This is a genomic window from Roseateles aquae (assembly GCF_032337115.1).
GTDB classification, from domain to species: domain Bacteria; phylum Pseudomonadota; class Gammaproteobacteria; order Burkholderiales; family Burkholderiaceae_C; genus Roseateles_C; species Roseateles_C aquae.
Window position 1 is genome coordinate 123,398 of sequence record NZ_JAVXZY010000006.1, and the last position, 18,632, is coordinate 142,029.

The following is an 18,632-nucleotide window of genomic DNA, read 5'->3' on the forward strand; positions in this document are numbered from 1 at the left end:
GGTTGGCCCAGAACCCCAGGGCTTTCATGCGCATCGCAGTACTCTCCGACATCCACGGCAATCTGGCGGCGCTGGAAGCCGTGGTCGCCGACTTCAAACGCCGCGGTGTCGACGCGGTGGTGAATCTGGGCGACAGCCTGTCCGGCCCGCTGCTGCCGCGCGAAACCGCGCAGTTCTTGATGGCCCAGGACTGGACCCAGCTGGCCGGCAATCATGAGCGGCAAGTGCTGCAGCTGAGCCCGAACGCGGGCGCCTCGGACCGCTATGCACATCAGCAGCTGGGCCCTGCCGAGCTGACCTGGATGGCCGGCCTGCAGCACACCCAGCGTTTCAACGACGAGCTGCTGCTCTGCCACGGTGCGCCCGGCAATGATGTGTTGATGCTGCTGCAGACGGCCGAGCGCCCGGCCAGCGCGGCCGAGATCGAGCAGCGGCTGGGCGATGCGCAGTTTGAGCTGCTGCTGTGCGGCCACAGCCATGTGCCGCGCAGTGTGCGCCGCGCCGGCGGTGGCCTGATCGTCAATCCCGGCAGCGTCGGCCAGCCTGCCTACGCGGACGACTACCCCTATCCCCATGCGGTCGAGTCCGGCTCGCCTGATGCGCGCTATGCCGTCGTCGAGCGCCTGGCCGGCGGCTGGCAGGCCGAACTGATCCACGTGCCCTACCCCCACCACCAGATGGCCGAGCTGGCCCGGCTGCGCGGACGTCCCGACTGGGAACGCGCACTGCTCAGCGGCTATATGCAATGACACAGTTCCCCACCCAAGATTCCCGGTGCGCCCTGATCCTGATCGACATGCAAAAAGGCATGGCCGAGCCCAAGGCCGGCGCGCGCAACAATCGGCAGGCGGAAGACCGCATCGCCGCGCTGCTGCAGGCCTGGCGGGCTGCCGGGAGGCCGGTCGTCCATGTCCGCCATCTGTCGCGCTCGCCCGGCTCGCCCTTCTGGCCCGGCCAGCGCGGTGCCGAATTCCAGGACGCACTGGCGCCGCTGGCGGGCGAGCATGTGGTCGACAAGCATGTCACCGACGCCTTCGCCCACAGCGGGCTGGAGCACTGGCTGCACCAGCGCAGCATCCGGCAGCTGGTGTTCGTCGGCGTGAGCACGAATATGTCGGTCGAGGCGACGGTGCGCAGCGCCGGCTGCCTGGGTTTTGACTGCCGCGTCGCCGCCGACGCCTGCTACACCTTCGACCGGCCCGATCTGGATGGCCAACCGCGCAGCGCCGAGGATCTGCACCGCGTGGCGCTGGCCAATCTGCAGGGCGAGTATGCGCAGGTCTGTCAGAGCGCCGACTTGCTCTGAGCCCGCCATGCCGGCAGCGCCGGCAGCCGCTTCGCACGCAGGATCAGGTGCGTGGCCAGGCCCAGCACCAGCCCCCAGAACGCGGCCGACAGCCCACCCAGGCTGAGCCCTGAGGCGGTGGCCAACAGTGTCACCAAGGCCGCCTCGCGCTGCGGCTCCTCGGCCATCGCGCCGCTAAGCCCGCCGGCAATCGCGGCCAGCAGCGCCAGTCCGGCCAACGCCGCCATCAAGGCGGCCGGCAAGGCGGCGAACAGCGCGGCCAGCGTGGCGCCGAAGCAGCCGATCAACAGATAGCAGGCGCCGCAGCTGAGACCGGCGACCCAGCGCTGGCGCGGGTCCGGATGGCTTTGCGGCCCGGTGCAGATGGCCGCGGTGATGGCGGCCGGATTGATCGCATGGGCGCCAAACGGCGCCAGCAGCAGCGAGACCAGCGCGGTGCCGCCCACGATGCTGCGCGCCGGCGGCGCATAGCCCTCGTTCTTCAGCACCGCCAGGCCCGGCACATGCTGGCCGGACAGCGTCACCAGCGCCAAGGGCAACGCCAGATTGCTGAAGGCATGCAGGGTGAAGCGCGGCGTCGTCCACAGCGGTTCGGCCAGTTGCAGGCTGAGCCCGCCCAGTGCCAGCTGGCCGCGCCCGGCGCACAGCGCCAGCCCGGTGGCCAGCACCCAGGCAATCGCATAGCGCGGCTGCAGCCGCCGTGCCAAGAGATAGGCCAGCAGCATCGCGAGCACCAGGCTCGGCTCGTCCTGCAGCACGGTGAACAGCTTGAGCCCGAAACGCAGCAGGATGCCGGCCAGCATCGCCGCCGCCAGCGGCTTGGGCAGCCAGGCCATCAGGCGGTCGAACAGGCCGGTCAGGGCCAGCAACAGGATCAAGGCATTGGCCATGACGAAGCCGCCCACCGCCTCGGCAAAGGGCAGGCCCGGCAGGCTGGCCAGCAGCAAGGCGGCCCCTGGCGTTGACCAGGCGGTGATGATGGGCATGCGCAGCCGCCAGCTCAGCCACAGGCCCGACAGCCCGCTGCCCAGGCTGATGGCCCAGATCCAGGAGGCCGTCTGCGCGGCGCTGAATTGCGCTGCCTGTGCGGCCTGCAGCACGATCACCAGCGGGCCGGCGTAGGAAATCAGCACGGCAATCAGGCCGTTCAGCAGTGCCGGGCCTTGTTCACGGAATTTCATGGTCATCGGACGACTCCTGCCGCTGTACAGACGAAGGCGCCAGCCTAGGCCGCATGGCGCCCACGGCCTAGCCACAGCCGGCTGGCGCAGCGCGTCTTCCCCGGCGCTGTGTTGCAGCACAGTCGGCGCCCAACCCACACTGCCGCCTGTCGGACACAGGCCTTGGCGGCGCCGGCAGCGCGGCACTACAGTCCGGTCCCATGCATGCCCCACACCCCACTCTTGCACCGTCCGATGCACTGCTGCGTCGCCTGCTGACGCCGCTGCTGGCCGTGGCCCTGCTGCTGGCCAGCTGGCATGTCGGTGCACCGACGCCACGCCCGCTCGATGCCGCGCCAGGCCAGTTCTCGGCCCAGCGTGCACTGCAGCCGCTGCGCACGCTGGCCCGCGCCCCTCATCCGATCGGCTCGGCCGAACATGCTCAGGTGCACGAGTACCTGCTCGGGCAGTTGCGCGCCCTGGGCCTGCAGCCCGAACTGCAGGAAAGCTGGGGCGTGCTGCCGCTGGGCAACCGGCTGCGTGGCGCGGCCGGCCTGGTCCGCAATGTGCTGGTGCGAGTGCCGGGCACGCAAGGCAGTGGCAAGGCGCTATTGATCAGCGCCCATTACGACTCGGTGCACACCGGCCCAGGCGCCGGTGACGATGGGGCCTCGGTGGCGGCAGTGCTGGAAGCGCTGCGAGCGCTGCGCGAGGGCCCGCCGCTGCAGCGCGATCTGATCGTGCTCTTCAGCGATGGCGAGGAGCAAGGCCTGCTGGGCGCCGAAGCCTTTGCCGCCGAACATCGCTGGCGTCATGACATCGGGCTGGCGCTGAACTTCGAGTACCGCGGCAATCGCGGGCCGATCAGCATGTTCGAGACCAGCGGCGACAACGGCTTGCTGATCGAGGGGTTGGCGCGAGCCGTGCCGCAGGCGCTGGCGACCTCGTTGATGTTCGAGATTTACAAACGCCTGCCCAACGACACCGACCTGAGCAGCTTCAAACGGGCCGGCTGGGCCGGCATGAACTTCGCCGCCATCGAAGGGCATACGGCCTACCACGCCGCCGTCGATACGCCAGAGGCGATGGACCTGGGCACACTGCAGCAGCAGGGCGACATCCTGCTGGCGCTGCTGCGCCATTTCGGCCAGCAAACGCTGGACTCGCTGCGAGCGCCGGATCGCGTCTATTTCGACTTCCCCGGCCTGCCCCTGCTGCACTACGGGCAAGCGACGATGCAGCTGCTCAGCACCGTCTGCGGCTTGGCGCTGCTGGGCGCTGCCTGGCGCAGCCGCCGCGAGTGGCGCTTCGGGCGCCTGCTCGGCGGTCTGGCGACGTCGGTGCTGAGCACTGCAATCGCCGGCGTGCTGGCCTATGGTGCCTGGCAGCTGGTGCTGACGCTGCATCCGCACTACCGCGCGATACCCTCCGGCGCGACCTACAACGACATGCCCTACGCACTGGCCTGGGCGGTGCTGACGGTGCTCGGCCTTGCGCAGCTGCAGCGCGCATTGACGCGCTGGCTGCCGCCGCTGGAACAGACGCTGGGGGCGGCGCTGCTGTGGGCCGCGCTGTTGCTTGCCTGCACGCTGGCCCTGCCCGGCGCCAGCTTTCTGTTCTTGCTGCCGCTGCTGCCGCTGGCCGTGGCGCTGAACGCCCCGGCGGCTTGGCGGGCGCTGGCCTGCGGCCTGGCGGCGCTGCCCGGGCTGATGCTGCTGGCACCGCTGCTGCGCTCGCTGCTGATCGGGCTGACGGTACGCGATGGCCATCTGATGGTGATCCTGCTGTCGCTCTGGCTGGCGCTGCAGGCGGCTTGGCTGGGGCCCTGGCTGGCGAGCCGCACACTGCGCTGGAGCTTGCTGGCCGTCGCTGTGGGAGCGCTGGGCTGGGCCACGGCGCAGTCCGGCTTCACCGCCGAGCGGCCGCAGCCGAGCACCTTGTTCCTGGCCCAGCTGGGCAGCGACGGGCCGGCACTGTGGCTGTCCGATGACGAGCCCCTACCGGCCTGGAGCCAGCCGCTGTTCAAGACCGGCGCCCAGCGCGCCGTGCCCGAGCTGCTGGGCCCTGGCGCGAAGCCACTCTGGGCGGCACCCGGCCCGGTGCAAGCCGGCATGGCCATGCCCGTGATCGAGCTGCTCGGCGATCGCGTCGACGGCCAGCAGCGCCAGCTCGAGCTGCGTCTGCGCTCGCCCCGGGGCGCACCGAGCCTGGTGCTCAACGTCGAGGGGGCCAGTGTGCTGGCCTCGCGGCTGCAGGGCCGGGTCTACAGCCTGCAGCCCAGCGACAACTGGGGCATCAGCCTGTTCGCCGTGCCTGCAGACGGCGTGGCGATGACGCTGACGCTGCCCGCCGGCCGGCCCTTCACACTGCGCCTGCGCGATCGCCAATGGGGGCTGCCCGCGGGCAGCCATCCGCCCCGCGGCCCGGCGCTGATGCCCAAGCCCTTCGGCGCCACCGACACCCATCAGGCCGTGACGCTGCGCGCGTTCGAGGCTCAGCCCAGCGTGCGCTGATCACGGCGGCGGCACTACTGCGCTGCCGGGCGCGGGAAGAAGTGGCCGAAGGCGTTCAGCGCCGCCGGGTGCAGGATGCTGCCGTGATCTTCCTTGGGCAGGTACTCGAAGACAAACTGCATCTGCGGCGTCTTGTGCTGGCGCAGCTGCGCCGCCAGCGCACGCGCATCCTTGACCATCTCCGGCCCCTCCTTGCCGACCGCCAGGTAGACCTTCAGCGGCGAGGCGGGCAGCAGGCGCAGATGCTGTGGCGCCTGCTTGAGCAGCGAACCGTTGTCCCACCACAGGCTGGGGCTCATGATCACGTAGTGGTTGAACAGCGCCGGCTTCTTGAGCAGGATCTCGGTGGCCAACAGCGCCGCCAGCGACTGCCCGACCAGCAGCCGATCGCCGCTGGTGCGGAAATGCCGCTCCACAAAGGGCTGTACCTCGGTCTCGATGTAGCGGATGAAGTTGGCCGAGCCGCCGGCGTGCTTGTAGGCCTCGGTGTAGCCGTGCAGCCATTTCGGCCATACAAACTGCGGCGACGCCTTGAAGGTCATGTCGCGCTTGCGGTCGGTGTTGGAAATGCCGACCAGAATGACCGGCGGCAGACGCTGCACCCAGGAAAAGCTGGCGTACTGCACCGCGCCGGCCATGTGGGTGAAATCCTCTTGCTGCCCGCCGTCGAGCAGGTAGACGACCGGATAGCGCTGATCGGGCTGCTCGGCATAGCCCTCCGGCAGCATGATGTTGAGTTCCCGCTTCTCGTTCAATACCTGCGACTGCAGCGCATAGGTCTGGGCAATCACATAGGGCGTGCTCGGCGGCAAGGTCGATGCGCCTGCCTCTGCCCTTGCCTCGCCGCGACCGACGGCCAATACCAACAGCGCTGCGACCAGGCCGATCGACGGCCCCACTGGTCTCGAAACTGCCACCTTCATCGCAGGCCCCAGGTCCCGTTTTTCCGCTCTGCCGACTTCATACGCCGCTGACCGGCCCGCCCAGCTTGGCGCCGCCGGCGCCACCCGCCGCCTCACGGGCCTGCTGCTGCCTGACACGGTCCACATAACCTTCAGCGCGAGCCAGCTCGCCGCGGATGATCTCGTTGTTCTGCCCCATCACATCGATGGCCTTGGCGCGGAAACTGTCCATCGCGTCCATGGCCTGGAAGGTCTGGTTGAACATCTCCTTGATCTTCTCGATCCCAAGCATCGGGTTCTGCGCGAATTGCGTGGTGTGCTCAACATGCTGGTTCAGCGCTCGCCCGGTCTCGCTGATCAGGTTGCCAATCGTGGTGTTCACCCCTTGCAGCATCTCCATCACCTGGATCTGATTGCCGGTGGCTCGGGCCACTGTCTGCGCGACGGCCAGCGCGCTCATGCCGGTGGTGGCGACGCGAGTACAGCCATTGATCATTTCGCGCCCTGTCTTCTTCAGCACATCCAGGGCCAGGTAGCCGTTGACACAGACCGCCTGCTGCGTCTGGATGTCAATCAGGTTCTGGCGGGCATAGAAGAGCACTTCCTGGCGCAGCGCCTGGGCACGCTGCGGATCGCTGCCGTCCAGGCTCTGCACCTTGGCGTCCAGCTGCTTGTCCAGCGTGCTGGCAAAGCGGGCGGCGGCGGCGAGCTTTTGCATCGCATCCCAAAGCTTGGCGCGGGTGGCCTCGATATCGACAACATCCTTTTGCATATCGTCGCGTGCCGCATAGAGCTGGCCCATCGAGGTCTTGAGCTGCTCCGACGCACTCTGGTACTTGCGGAAGTAGGCTTCGAGCTTGTTGCCAAAGGGGATCAGGCCGAGCAGCTTGCGCGGCTGCAGCAGGTCGCCATCGGCGCCGGGATTGAGCTCGTCGAGTTGGGCACGAATCTCGGCGATGGCCTTGAACGCCGGCGTGTCCTCGATGCCCGCAAAGTTGCGCTGCATGAACCTGCCCTGCATCAGCGAGGAGGCATTGGAGATCTCCTCCTTGCCGAGCGCAAACGCGCTGTCCAGCCGCTGCTTGAAGGATTCGCTGTGCAGGTCCTCTTTGGCCAGTGCATCAATGAAGCGCAACACCTGCTCATCGACCTGCTGCTGCAACTCCGGCTTCAGCGGCACGGCTTCGCGGGCGGCTTCTGCCGGCACGGCCTGGATCACCTCGGGCGGCTCCAGCGTGAAGGGCTTGGCGGCGTCGGTTTGAGTGTTCATGGTGGTGGTTCCGATGCAGGGAGATTGAGGGCGGGAGATTCCAGTCCCGAAGCGCCGAATTTCTGGCTCAGAAACCTGGAATGGACCAAAAAGGCATGAGCATCCTGCGCGGCGAGGTCATCGCCGAGCTCGCGCACCTTGGCTTCGAGCTCCGCGATGCTGTCCTTGAAGGTGTCCTGCGCCGTCTTGCCATTGGCCAGCAGCTTGGTGGCCGCGTACGCGGCCGGGATGGACAGAAAGGTATTCAGCGCCTCGGGCAGGTAGCGAATCGCGATATGGCGGGCATGGAAGGAGTCCTGCAGCGACAGCGTGCCCTTGCTGCGCTCCCACTGATGCAGCAGCCCCTCCAGCGCACTGCACAAGTCCAGCACGCGGGCCTGCAGGCTGGCCGGAATGCGCCGCTCCGGGTTGTACTCGGTGAGTTGGCGCACGCCCTGGAGCGCGCGCTCCATCGCCTCGCGGGCGTCGCCCTCGTCGGTGAAGACCAAGGCCTCCCAGGCCGGCTCACGGGTGCTTGGAAAACCGAACCAGAGTCCGCCGATGAGCAGGCCGACCACATAGCCCAGCACCGCAACACCCAAGCCCATGGCACCCACCAGTCCCATGGCCTTGAGCACCAGCACCAAGGCCGACAAGGCCAGGCCGCACCAGTTGGCGGGCGAAGCGATCAGGCGGAACAACTTCCTAAACATCAGTGCGCACCCAACATCACTGGTAGGCACGGATGTCCTTGAACACGCCGTACAGCGGCGTGCGGCGGGCATCAAACACACGACCCCCGGTGATCTTCACCAACTCCCTCAAATCGGCCTCGTTGGCTTCACCAAACAGGACCATGAAGACCGGAATGGCGCGCACATCCTCGGGCAGGGCCTCGTAGTCGCGCTTGAAGCGAGCCAGGTTGCGACCGCTGTTGTTTTCGCCATCGGTGAAGGCCACCACCGAGTACTGGTAGCCCGGGTGCTTGTTTCGCTCGGCGAGCATGTGCTCCAGAGACTCGAAAACTGCGTCGTACAGGGCCGTGCCGCCCTTCATCACCAGTGCATCGGCAGTCTGCCGCACCTCGGCCAGCACCGCTTGCTTGGCATCGCTGTCCGCACGCTCCTGCACCCCCCGTTGCGCACCGCGACCGCCGCCGGCTGGCAGCTCAAAAGCGACACGGCCATAGGGGTGCTCAGCGAAAGGTTGCAGCCAGAGCCGTTCGCGGTCGGTCAGGCGTGCGATGCGCCCTGTCAACGACGGATCGGCGCCAGCGATGTAATGCAAGGCATCCAACAGCTGTTGCCGGCGCCCGCCGGCCATCATGCTGCCGCTGGTGTCGAGCACAAAGGTCGATGCAATCGGGGTGCGGAATTCGTTCAGGTAGGCCGCGATCAGGCCATCGGCCAAGGCGCGATCCGGCGAGAACGGCAGCTCCACCTGCAGGCCTTGGCGCGGCAGCACATCCAGCAGCTTGGACGCCAGTTCGGCCTTGATCGGGCGACGCAGCGTCTGACGCGCCAGCCAGAGCTGCGCCTCCTCGCTCTTCAGGTAGTCGGCCACCTTGAGGTAGTCAGACCGCCTCGCCTCATTCAACAGCATGAATGGGTAATCCGCCGTACTCACCCCCTCGTAGGGATAGATCAGCGTCAGCCGCTCGCGCAGCTTGCCCGAGGCGTTCAGACTCAACAGCCAGCTCTCGTAGTTGATGAAGGCATTCAACTGCGGGCCCTGTCGGGCGATGAACTGCTCGGAGAGGTAGCTGGAATTGTCGCCGGGCAGCTTGTAGCCTTTGAGGAAATCGGCAATCGCCGCGCGATCGACATCGGCGGCACCGAGTGCCTCGGCCTTCTGGCTGGCGGCCGCCACCACCCCCATCAAGGCCATGAAACCCTGGTTGGAACTGGCAGGATTGGAGAGCGCGTAATGCAGCTGGCCTGACTTGGCGGCGGCGGCGATGTCCTTCCAGGTCAGCTTCAGATCAGGCCGATCCCAGCCGTTCTTGCGCGCGTCGGATTCGCTGACGCCAACCGCGATTGGCGACAACATGATCTTCTCCTGCAGCTTGACGCGCGCCTGACCCTGCGGGTTGGAGAGCAGGTATTTGGCGTTGGCAAACCAGGCTGCATCCGCCTGAGCCGCGCCGCTGAGCACGGCCTCGGTGCTCTCCATCGTGCCGCCGAACCTGAGCTTCAAATTCACGCCAGTGGCCTTGCGCACCATCTCCTGCAAGGGCTCAACATCTTTCAGATCACTGGTCGCCAGCACCGTGAACGCGGTCGCGTCGACCGCTGCCGCTGGCCGTTCCGGGGCGGGCTTGTCCTTGCGGCCACAGTAGCTCAGCAGCACCAGGCTGGCCAGCGCCAGCAAGAGGCCGGATTTCACGTTCATTGCGCCATCTCCTTGGCCACCACGTCGATCATCTCGGCCATGATTTCGAACGACGGTGGATCGATCACCTGGCTCAGCCGCGGCTCAACCGCCAGGCCGGTAGGCTGCAAGGCGTTGACGAAGCGCTGGCTGTCGGCAATCCGGAAGCCGTATTCCACGGCAATGCCCTGCAGTTCTTCGTCGTGGGCAAGCAGTTCGCCGAGCGCCTTGGCACGCTCATTCGTCGACACAAAAACGACCTTGTTGACGATGGTCGGCTGTGGATAGAGCAGCACCATATCGGCACTGACGCCCTTCTTGGTCATCGCAAAACTGACCAGCTGGTTCTCGTAGATGAAGGCCAGCGGCGTCTTGCCCATGCCGATCGCGACGTAATCGTCAAAATTGCCGTTGACGTAGTTCTCCTGATAGCCCTGGCGCTTGAACAGTTCGGCCAGCTTCAACGCTGTGGCCTGCGCGGTCGGCCTATCGGTGACCACGTCACCAAGGAGCGAGTGGCTGGTCAGGGCCAGGTACATGGCGCCCGAATTGCTGCGGCGCAGGTCGGTGGTCGAAACCAGCACGCTGCGGGTCACCTCATAGGCGCCAGCGTCCTTGAGTTCCTTCCATTTCTTCTTGGCCAGCATCAGCTGCGTGAGCCTGGCCATGTCCACGCCATAGACCCGCGGCGACAGCGGCCGTGCGAGCCCGTTGGCCACCAGGATGCGCGCAATCGGCTCCCAGGACGCGATCACCATGGGTGTATGAAACGGTGCCACCTGCGCCGCGGCGATGTTCAGCTTGCGCGCTGCATCGACCACCTGGTTGGCGGCCACCACGCCCGAGGGAAACAAGAAGTCCGGGGCGCCTTCCTTGCCCGCCGCGGCCAGCTTGTCACCCATCTCACGGCTGCCAACGCGACTGACGGCAACCGGCAGATGCTTGGCCGCCAGGCGCTGCTGCACCCGGGGGTCCTTGAAATAGCCTTCAACGTCCAGTGAGATCAGGCCCTTGAGCGCCACACTGCCGGACTGCTCGGCCAGCTCGAGCCGCTGCTGCTTCTCCTGGTGCTCACCGCGCAATGCGACATACAAGGCGCCAGCGAACGCCGCCCCCAGCGCCACGGTGATGAGCGCGCGCCTACCCGTCGAGATTGTCGCCATGGCCTCCCCGCCCTGATCAGATGCGCGCAATATAGACGCAAACCCTGCTCAGAACAGTCGGCATTCACACCATGGCCACCGCGCCATGACGCGACACCCGGGCGCTCGCTCGGTTCAAGCCAGTCCAAAGGCCGCCCGCGCCTTCAGGCACTGTGGCTGCCCGGCCTGCAGTTCGCGGCAGACCTCGGGTCGCTGCTCGTACACCGTACAGGCCACCTGTTCACCAATTGTTCCGGCCAAGGCCACGCAGCGCGGCTGCTTGCTGCTGGTGCCCTTCATGCAGCTGAGCCAGGGGTTCAGCGATTCGGTCAAGGCCTCGTCCAGGCCGCGCGCGGCGGCCTCGGCCCAGTAGAAGGACACACGGTACTGTGCACAGCAGGCACCGCAGCGGGTGCAATCGAGGTCAATGCCTGCGGGAAGTTGATGAGGCTCGCGCATGCTCTGCAAGGGTCTGCATTCGTCGGCGCGCATTGTGCCAAAGCCGCGGCAGCGTCGGCCGGCCCAAGGGAAGACAAATGGAAGACAAATCCGCGACATCCGGCGGATGCCTTGGCGCGGCCGAATTCCTAGGATGCCGAGCAATCCACAGGCCCGCAATGACGACGCCTGCGGGGGAGGAGGAGGGCCCTCTCGGGCTCATACCGGTATTCATCGACGGAGACTTCAATGCAATCACATCGAATTCGAACCGGCCGTGGCGGCGCCGCGCTGCTGGCCTGCGCGGCCCTGCTTGCAGCCTGCGGGGGGGGTAACAATTCCGCCGTGCCGAGCCGGCCGCAACTGGCCCTGAGCGGCACGGCCGCCACCGGCACGGCCATCGGCAATGCGACGGTACAGGTCAAGTGCCTGGGTGCCAGCGGCCAGACCAGCAGCGCAGCCGATGGCAGCTACCAGCTGCGCCTGGACGGTGCCAGCCTGCCTTGCGTGCTGCGCGTCAACGACGGCCGTGGCCGGGTGCTGCACTCGGTGGCGCAGGACACGGTCAGCCCGACCGTCGCCCACGTCACGCCGCTGACCGAGCTGCTGCTGACGCGCAGTGCCCGTTTGGCCGCCGCCAGCGCTTTTGACAGCTATTCAGACAAGCTTGCGGCAACGCTTTCGGCCAGCACGATCAGCAAGGCGCAGGCCGAGGTGAGCAGTCTGCTCAACGGCACCGTAGACACCAGCGGCATTGCCAGCTTCATCAGCAGCCCGCTGAAGGTGCTGCCCGGCGACCCGCACGACACGGTGCTCGACAAGCTGGGCCAGCGCGTCGCCGCCGATCGCTTTGCCGAACTGAGCAAGCTGCTGGCCAGTACCGGCCCCCTGCCCGACCCGGCGCCGTTCAAGCCCGAGTTGCACCTGGGGGCAGACAGCGTCACCGTGCCGGTCGGTGGCACCGTGGCGCTGGTCGCCTCGCTGAACTATCCGCCCAATGTGCGCTATTTGCGCCCACCGCTGACCTGGAGCGTGGTCGAAACAGGCGCCGGCAAGCTCGCCGACGATGGCCTGGGCAGCCGCTACACGGCGCCGGACAAGAAGGGTGTCTACCACCTCAAGGCCAGCCGCGATGACTACGCCAACGTCAGCGCCACGATGACCGTCAACGTGATCGACTTCGTGCCGGTGCTGGAGCTCAGTGAACGCGCCATCACGCTGATGCCCGGCCAGAGCCACCGCTTCAGCGCCTATATCAACTACCCGCCGGGCACCAGCTACGTCCGTCAGCCGACCAGCTGGAAGCTGCTGGAGGCCGATGGCGGCAGCATCAGCATCGATGGCCTGTACCAGGCACCCAGCAAGCCTGGCACCTACCATGTGCAGGTGCGCCGCGACGACTTCCCTGAGAAGACGCTGACGGTGGACGTCAAGGTCGGCGACTATCAAAGCCTGGACCGCTACGCGATGCCCTTGCAGTACCTGGGCTTGCAGCCAGAGCGCAGCGTGATCAAGGATGCGGCGGCCTGGAGCAGCTGGAAGAAGTCGCACGGCGTTGAGGCGCAGACGGACGACGAGGTCGACTTCAGCAAGCACATGGTGGTGGCCATCGTCTGGCCGGCCCTGAAGCAGTGTGGCAGCGCCGAGCTTCTGGGCCTGAAGCCGCAGGGCCAGGTGCTGCAGGCCAGCATTCGCATCGCCGCAGCGCCCGCCGATACGGCCTGCCCGGCGGTGATGTGGAATCCGGTCTGGCTGCTGGCCACCGCGCGCTCCGACTTGCCGCTGCAGGTGGTCGAGCAGTAAACGCTGATCAGTGAACGACCAGCGGCGGCTCGGCAGGCCACTCGGCCACAAAGCAGGCGCCGCCCAGGCGGCTGGCCTCGAGCCGCAGCTGTCCGCCGTGTGCAGCGACGATGCGGGCGACGATGGCCAGGCCCAGGCCGTGGCCGGCCAGCGACGCATCGACATCGCGCTGCAGTCTGACAAAGGGCTCGAAGACCCGCTGCGCGTCGGCTGCGGGAATGCCGGGCCCGTCGTCCTCGACACGGAGGCGCCAGCCGCCGCTAGGCAGCGGCGCAGCGCTGAGCCGCACCTGCTGCACGGCGTACTTGCGGGCATTGCTGAGCAGATTGTCGAGCAGCCGGGCCAGCTGACGCGCATCGGCACGGGCGCTGCCCAGGCTCGCGTCGATCGCCAGGTCCAGCGCCGCGGCGGCCGGCGGCACGGGCCAGGTCGCCGCCGCCTGCTGCAACAGCGTCTGGAGATCGACATCGGCCAACTGCAAGGGCGTCTGCTCCAGTCGGCTGTAGCCGAGCAGCTCGGTCACCAGGGCCTGCAACTCGTCGAGATCGCCCTCCATGGCGGCGAGCCGCGCGTCGCGCTGTTCGGCACTGGGCGCCTCGCGCAACAGCGCCAGGCCAAAGCCGAGCCGGGCAATCGGCGTGCGCAATTCATGCGACACCGCGTGCAGCAGATCACGCCGGCCGTCGAGCAGCCCTTGCAGCCGGGCGGCCATCTGGTTCATGCCCTCGGCCAAGGGCTGCAGGCTGGCACTGACCGGCCTGACAGCGCGCGCGTGCAAGCGCCCGGCGGCCCAGTCCTGCACCGTTTGCGACAGCGCCAGCAGCCCGCGCCAATGGGCCCGCGACCACCAGACCAGCGGCAGCAGCAGCACCAGCGCCACCAGCAGCAGGCGCAGGGCCTCGCGGCGCCAGACATCGGCCACATCGATAGGCAGCCCGCTGATGCGCAGCACCTCGGCCTCGCTGTCAACGTAGCGCAGGCCCCGGATGTCAACCCGCCGCAGCAGCGCCTTGGCGCCAATGTCCAGCACCAGCGCGCCGGTCTGCAGCGCCTCTTGCCGGCGCTCGTCCAGCGTCGGCAGCACCTGGGCGAGCGGCAGCAGCTCGTAGCGCTGCGCCGAGACTTCACGGACCTTGTTCAAGCGCGCCAGCCACTCGTCGCCCGGTGCCTGGTCGATGTACTGTTCGAGCAGAAAGATCTGGCCGGCGGCCTGCTTGCGGGCGATGTCCTCCAGCGGGTCACCATAAAGACGGGCGAAAACCAGATAGACCAGCGCGCTGGCCAGCAAGAGGGCGGCCAGCGTCAGCGGCAGCAGACGCCAGAGCAGGCGGTTCATTCCCAGGCCGACGGGCTGAGCAGATAGCCCTCGCCCCAGACGGTCTTGATCCGTTCGGCATGCGCATCATCGAACTTGCGGCGCAGCCGCGAGACGCTGTTGTCGATCGAGCGGTCCAGGCCGTCGAACTCGAGCCCGCGCATGCGCAGCAGCAGTTCATTGCGGCTCATCACCTGGCCGGCCGACTCGGCCAGCGCCAGCATCAGCTTGAACTCGGGCTGGTTCAGTTCGACCTCGGCATCGCGCCAGTAGACGGCATGGTTCTCACGCGACACCCGCAGCCGACCAACGACGATGTCGCGCCGGGCCGGCGCTCCGGCCACCGGCGCCGCCCGGCGCACCAGTGCGCGCAAGCGGGCCAGCAGCACCCGCGGCTGCACCGGCTTGTTGATGTAGTCATCGGCGCCCTGCTCCAGGCCGGAGACTTCGTCGAAGGCATCCTCGCGCGCTGTCAGGATCAGCAGCGGCACCGCACTGCGCTCGCGAATCTGCCGGCAGACGACCAGGCCGTCCAGGCCCGGCAGACTGAGATCCAGGATGACCAGATCCGGCTGCGAGGCCGCGAAGCGCTCCAGCGCCTCGTCGCCGCGAGCGACGATCTCGACAGCGAACTCATAGGCGCCGAGGTAGTCCCTGACCAGCTCGGCCAGCTTTTGGTCGTCTTCGACCAGCATCACACGCCACATGCTCACCCTCCTGCGCGGCGATTGTAGAAAGCGCCCGCCGCCAAAAAAGGCCGTCGACAAATCCATGACAATTCGCCGACAAAGCGAAAACAGGCGATGCGTCGGCACACAGGGAGAATGCGCTGGTGTTCAGGCGGCGCCAGTGCGCCAGTATGCCGGCCTTTCGCGTCGCGACCCGAACACACAGCCAGCATGAACAAGCTTCTCACCTGCCTCTTTCTGATCAGCCTGGGCCCCTGGGCCGGCGCGCAAACGCCGCTGTTCGAGCCCATGCCGGAGGGCAGCCATGACGCCTTTGTCGGCCTCGGCCTGGCCAGCCGACCAAGCTATGAGGGCTCGGGGCTGAAGCGCTGGCAGCTGGAGCCGGTGGTCCAGGCGGCCTGGGCGTCCGGCTTCTTCATTTCCGGCACACAGGCAGGCTGGCGGCTCAGCGATCTGGCTGATGACACGACCGACGCCGGACGTGGCGCGGCGCGCTGGGGCCATTGGGAGTGGGGGCCGCTGCTGAGCCTGAGGCCGGGACGCAATGCGCAGGGGCGCGGTTGGTTTGTCGACAGCCCGGGCGCCATTGGCGCGCTCGGCAATGATGTCAGCAACCTGGCGCCCCCGCGCGGCAGCTTGTTGCAAGAGCTGGACCCGATCAGCACCCAGCTGGAAGCGGGCGCCTTCCTGAACCTGCGCATCGGTGCGCAATGGCGGCTGAGCCAGAGCCTGCTGGCCGGCAAGGGACGCGATGCCACAGCGCTGCGCTGGAGCGTTGACCTGCAATACGCGCTGCCGGCGCCGGCCCCGCATCACAGCCTGTCCTGGTCCGCGGGGGGCAGCTGGAGCAATGCCGGCTACAACCGCAGCAGCTTTGGCATCACATCCGCAGAAGCGCTGCGCAGCGGCCTGGCCAGCTACACGCCGGGCCAGGGCCTGAGCGAACTGCGCACGCAGTTGCGTTGGAACTGGGCGCTCAGCCCGCAATGGTTGCTCAGCACTGCCTTGCAATTGTCCAGCCTGCAAGGGCCGGCCCGTTCCAGCCCGCTGGTGGAGCGGGCGCGCAGTGCCGCCGTGTCGAGCGCCCTGGTCTACCGCTTCTGACTGCGACGCAAAGCCATGACCATGCCTCTGATCCGCACCCTGCCCCTGCTGCTGGCCCTGGCCTGCAGTGCCGCGGCATGGGCGGGCGACGACGAGGCCTGGTGGAGCTATCGCGATGCCTATCGCACGCTGGTGCGCTTCGACAAGCAGGGCCAGCCCAAGCACCTGATACAGCAGCAGCTGCAGGTTCAACCCTTGATCGCCGGCGCCCCGACCGAAGGCCTGCAACTGCGTCTGCAAGGCAGCCATACCGATCTAGAGCTCAAGCTCGACGCCGCGCTGCAGACCCGCGTGCCGCTGCTCAAATCGGCCTATGACGACAACGCAGCGCTGCGCCTGAACCGGCGTGCGCAGGCCTTCGGCTTCAAGGTGCGGCTGTCCATCGTGGCGCGCGCTGATGGGGTCTATCCGCTGGGCGAGCTGCGCCTGGCCTGCGAGCAGGTGCTCAATGCGCAGCTGCGACTCGATCCACAGCAGCCATCCGGCCGGCGCTGTGTCGGCGTGAGTCTGGCGTTCGGGCGTGATGCGAGCCCCGGCGTCAGTTGGCGCCAGGACGGCCAGAGCCGCGGCCCGATCCACAACCTAACGGCCACGCCCGGGCCGCTGTACCCGGGCGAGGCTGGACGCGAGCACCAGGTCGTTCAGCTGCGCTGGGACGGCCAGCCCGACACCGCCCAGCTGCTCACCCACAGCACACCGCTGGTGATTGCCGCCTTGATCGAGTGAGCGGCGCGGCGGGTCGGTCGCGAGGCGCGGCCTCAATCCGGTAGCTCGACCAGCAGCCGGTCAAGCGCCTGATCCAGGCTCAGTTGCCCGTCGATATAGGCCTGCCAGTGCCGCTGCATCGGTGCCAGCATCTTCGCCCAGCCGCGCCCATAGACGCCGTTCTTCAGCGCATAGGGCTGATAGTCGACGCCATCATGTTCGCGCAAGCGCTGACGGACGACCTCGCCAACGGTGTAGAACTGCAGCGCGTGCCAAAGCGCAGGCCGATCGGCGCCGCGCCCCAGCGCCTGTCGCTTCGTGTTGACCTGTGTGAACAGCGCCTCGACCGGCCCGGTGTGGCTGGCCTCGTGGTACAGCATCTCCAGCGCGGCCAGGCCCTGATACTCCTCGCGATGACTGGGCAGCACGGACTGCGGCGGACCGTCGGGCGTGTAGGCGCCGCGGATATCGCTGGTGGCGTAGACCACATCGTCACGGAAGCGCTGCATTGCAAAGCGCTGCCCGAACAGCTGCTCCAGCCGCGCCTGGATGGAAGCGCCATGGCGTGCATTGAGCGCTTCGGCCACGCGTATCCAGCGCGCATTGCTGTGCCGGTGCACCGGCCACAGGCCGCGCGCATAGAGCGGCGCCACCCGATCCAGCTGAGCGGCCAACGCCGGCGGCAGCGCCAGGCCAAGGCTCGCCTGCTGGTCATCGGGCGCGGCGATCAAGGCATGGCGCAGGCGTTCCAGCCCCTCATCGAAGGGGAAATCCAGCGCCGCGTAATTGCCCCGGTAGAACGCCGCCGCCTCGCTCAAGGCCTGCAGCTCGGTCTCATTGGGCGCCGCCAGCCAGGGCGTGCGCGCCATATGCTGGTCAAAGCTGAGATCGGCGCGTCGGCTGAGCACGAACAGCCAGTGGTGCAGATTGAGCAGGAAGTGGTTGTGGAAGTCGAAGCGAATCGGTGCGCTGGCCTGCGCCACTGCTGCAGGGCGGGGCGCCGCGTTCGCGCCCACTGGCGTGAGTGTCAAGGCCGTCGCAGCGAGGACAGCAAGCAGCGGTGAACAGCTGCCATGCCGGCGGGAGCAGCGATGCAGTGCGCCCATCATTCGCGTTACCGATCAGCCGCGCAGCCGCATCAGCTGCGCGCTGACCATCTGCGCCATCGTCGTGGCCACCGCCTGCGGGTCAAGGCTGGGGTCGTCGAACAGCAGTTCCTGGGCGGCATAGAGGGCGTCGATGGCCAGGCGTATCGTCAGCCGGGCCTGCATGCGATCGGCCCGGGGGTGGGCGGTCATGAAGGGCACAAGCAGCATGTCGGTGACGAAATCATGCGAGCGGTTGCGCACCTCTTGCAGCGAGGGCACGGCGCGCAGCGCCCGCGTCACCCAGATGCCGGCCGGCATGTGCGCGGTCAGTTCCAGGGTGCGCAGGAACAGCTCGGCCACGCTGGCCGCGAAGTCCTGCTCACCCAACTCGAAGGTGCTCGGCACGGCCCAGGGCGTCAGCAGCTCGTTTTGCACCGCCATCAGCCGCGTGCCCAGCTCATGAAGGATGGCGTATTTATTCGGGAAGTACTGGTAGAGCGCCGGCGGCGAGATGCCGGCGCGCTGGCAGACCAGATTGGTCGACAGCCGCTCGATGCCCACCTCGCCAAGCAGCTCGCCGCAGGCACCAAGAATGCGCTCATAGGTCTCGACCGCGCGCGATTGCGAGGGCGCCTTTTTCAGCGCCAGATCGGGCGGCGCGGGCGGCGAGGACTTGGGCTTGCGGGGCATGGTGGCGGTGTCGGACATGGGCGAAGTTTAGGGCTTGTGCATCGCCAGCCTGAACGCGCATCGCCCAGGCGCTTGAGGGATGCGGGATTGTCCCGAGTGTGGCCTTGTCTTGCCTGAATATAGTCATCGCTATATTAAAACCAGACCCCTACGGAGAC

At 67.4% G+C, this 18,632-nt stretch carries 17 protein-coding genes; 6 read left to right on the top strand and 11 right to left on the bottom strand.

Annotation, left to right across the window (positions count from 1 at the left end):
- The first annotated feature begins 26 nt into the window (after positions 1–26).
- Both RQP53_RS15320 and RQP53_RS15325 read left to right on the top strand, forming a co-directional pair.
- A complete protein-coding gene (locus RQP53_RS15320; RefSeq protein WP_315651429.1) occupies positions 27–749 on the top strand; it encodes a metallophosphoesterase family protein in 723 nt (240 codons plus the stop codon).
- 47 nt (positions 750–796) lie between these two features.
- On the top strand, positions 797–1,306 hold the full coding sequence (locus RQP53_RS15325; protein WP_315651432.1) for a cysteine hydrolase family protein: 510 nt from the start codon (positions 797–799) through the stop codon (positions 1,304–1,306).
- On the opposite strand, the gene RQP53_RS15330 is transcribed toward RQP53_RS15325, so the two are convergent.
- Positions 1,285–2,493, bottom strand: a complete 1,209-nt coding sequence (locus RQP53_RS15330) for a benzoate/H(+) symporter BenE family transporter (protein WP_315651435.1) — start codon at positions 2,491–2,493, stop codon at positions 1,285–1,287. The genes RQP53_RS15325 and RQP53_RS15330 overlap by 22 nt on opposite strands.
- A 194-nt stretch (positions 2,494–2,687) precedes the next feature.
- On the opposite strand from RQP53_RS15330, the gene RQP53_RS15335 reads away from it, so the two are divergent.
- Complete coding sequence (locus RQP53_RS15335; protein ID WP_315651437.1) at positions 2,688–4,979, top strand: M20/M25/M40 family metallo-hydrolase; 2,292 nt, start codon at positions 2,688–2,690, stop codon at positions 4,977–4,979.
- A 14-nt stretch (positions 4,980–4,993) separates the two neighbouring features.
- Here the strand turns inward: RQP53_RS15335 and RQP53_RS15340 are convergent, their stop codons facing one another.
- From RQP53_RS15340 to RQP53_RS15365, 6 genes are all read right to left on the bottom strand, one after another.
- Entirely contained in the window at positions 4,994–5,791 is a 798-nt protein-coding gene (locus RQP53_RS15340) for an alpha/beta hydrolase (RefSeq protein ID WP_315651440.1), read from the bottom strand.
- Between the two features lie 148 nt (positions 5,792–5,939).
- Positions 5,940–7,151, bottom strand: coding sequence for a toxic anion resistance protein (locus RQP53_RS15345; RefSeq protein ID WP_315651442.1), 1,212 nt, complete (start codon positions 7,149–7,151; stop codon positions 5,940–5,942).
- Positions 7,148–7,843 (bottom strand): hypothetical protein, encoded by a 696-nt coding sequence (locus RQP53_RS15350; RefSeq protein ID WP_315651444.1) that lies wholly within the window; start codon positions 7,841–7,843, stop codon positions 7,148–7,150. Before RQP53_RS15350 ends, RQP53_RS15345 begins: the two co-directional genes overlap by 4 nt.
- A gap of 16 nt (positions 7,844–7,859) precedes the next feature.
- Positions 7,860–9,521: a vWA domain-containing protein gene (locus RQP53_RS15355; RefSeq protein WP_315651446.1), complete on the bottom strand. Its 1,662-nt coding sequence runs from the start codon at positions 9,519–9,521 to the stop codon at positions 7,860–7,862.
- Entirely contained in the window at positions 9,518–10,663 is a 1,146-nt protein-coding gene (locus RQP53_RS15360) for a hypothetical protein (RefSeq protein WP_315651447.1), read from the bottom strand. The genes RQP53_RS15355 and RQP53_RS15360 overlap by 4 nt, the downstream gene beginning before the upstream one ends.
- Before the next feature lie 114 nt (positions 10,664–10,777).
- The gene (locus RQP53_RS15365) at positions 10,778–11,101 is read right to left on the bottom strand and encodes a YkgJ family cysteine cluster protein (RefSeq protein ID WP_315651450.1); all 324 of its coding nucleotides are present in this window, start codon (positions 11,099–11,101) and stop codon (positions 10,778–10,780) included.
- A gap of 228 nt (positions 11,102–11,329) precedes the next feature.
- Here RQP53_RS15365 and RQP53_RS15370 point away from each other — a divergent pair, with 228 nt between their 5' ends.
- Positions 11,330–12,883, top strand: coding sequence for a hypothetical protein (locus tag RQP53_RS15370; RefSeq protein WP_315651451.1), 1,554 nt, complete (start codon positions 11,330–11,332; stop codon positions 12,881–12,883).
- A 7-nt stretch (positions 12,884–12,890) separates the two neighbouring features.
- On the opposite strand, the gene RQP53_RS15375 is transcribed toward RQP53_RS15370, so the two are convergent.
- A complete protein-coding gene (locus RQP53_RS15375) occupies positions 12,891–14,219 on the bottom strand; it encodes an ATP-binding protein (protein WP_315651453.1) in 1,329 nt (442 codons plus the stop codon).
- Positions 14,216–14,905, bottom strand: a complete 690-nt coding sequence (locus RQP53_RS15380) for a response regulator (protein WP_315651455.1) — start codon at positions 14,903–14,905, stop codon at positions 14,216–14,218. Before RQP53_RS15380 ends, RQP53_RS15375 begins: the two co-directional genes overlap by 4 nt.
- 192 nt (positions 14,906–15,097) lie before the next feature.
- On the opposite strand from RQP53_RS15380, the gene RQP53_RS15385 reads away from it, so the two are divergent.
- Positions 15,098–15,991, top strand: a complete 894-nt coding sequence (locus RQP53_RS15385; RefSeq protein WP_315651457.1) for a MipA/OmpV family protein — start codon at positions 15,098–15,100, stop codon at positions 15,989–15,991.
- A gap of 15 nt (positions 15,992–16,006) precedes the next feature.
- The gene (locus tag RQP53_RS15390) at positions 16,007–16,717 is read left to right on the top strand and encodes a hypothetical protein (protein ID WP_315651459.1); all 711 of its coding nucleotides are present in this window, start codon (positions 16,007–16,009) and stop codon (positions 16,715–16,717) included.
- 32 nt (positions 16,718–16,749) lie between these two features.
- On the opposite strand, the gene RQP53_RS15395 is transcribed toward RQP53_RS15390, so the two are convergent.
- Together RQP53_RS15395 and RQP53_RS15400 are read right to left on the bottom strand one after the other, a co-directional pair.
- Positions 16,750–17,727: a hypothetical protein gene (locus tag RQP53_RS15395; protein WP_315651460.1), complete on the bottom strand. Its 978-nt coding sequence runs from the start codon at positions 17,725–17,727 to the stop codon at positions 16,750–16,752.
- A 90-nt stretch (positions 17,728–17,817) separates the two neighbouring features.
- Positions 17,818–18,492 (bottom strand): TetR/AcrR family transcriptional regulator, encoded by a 675-nt coding sequence (locus RQP53_RS15400; protein ID WP_315651461.1) that lies wholly within the window; start codon positions 18,490–18,492, stop codon positions 17,818–17,820.
- Positions 18,493–18,632 lie beyond the last annotated feature (140 nt).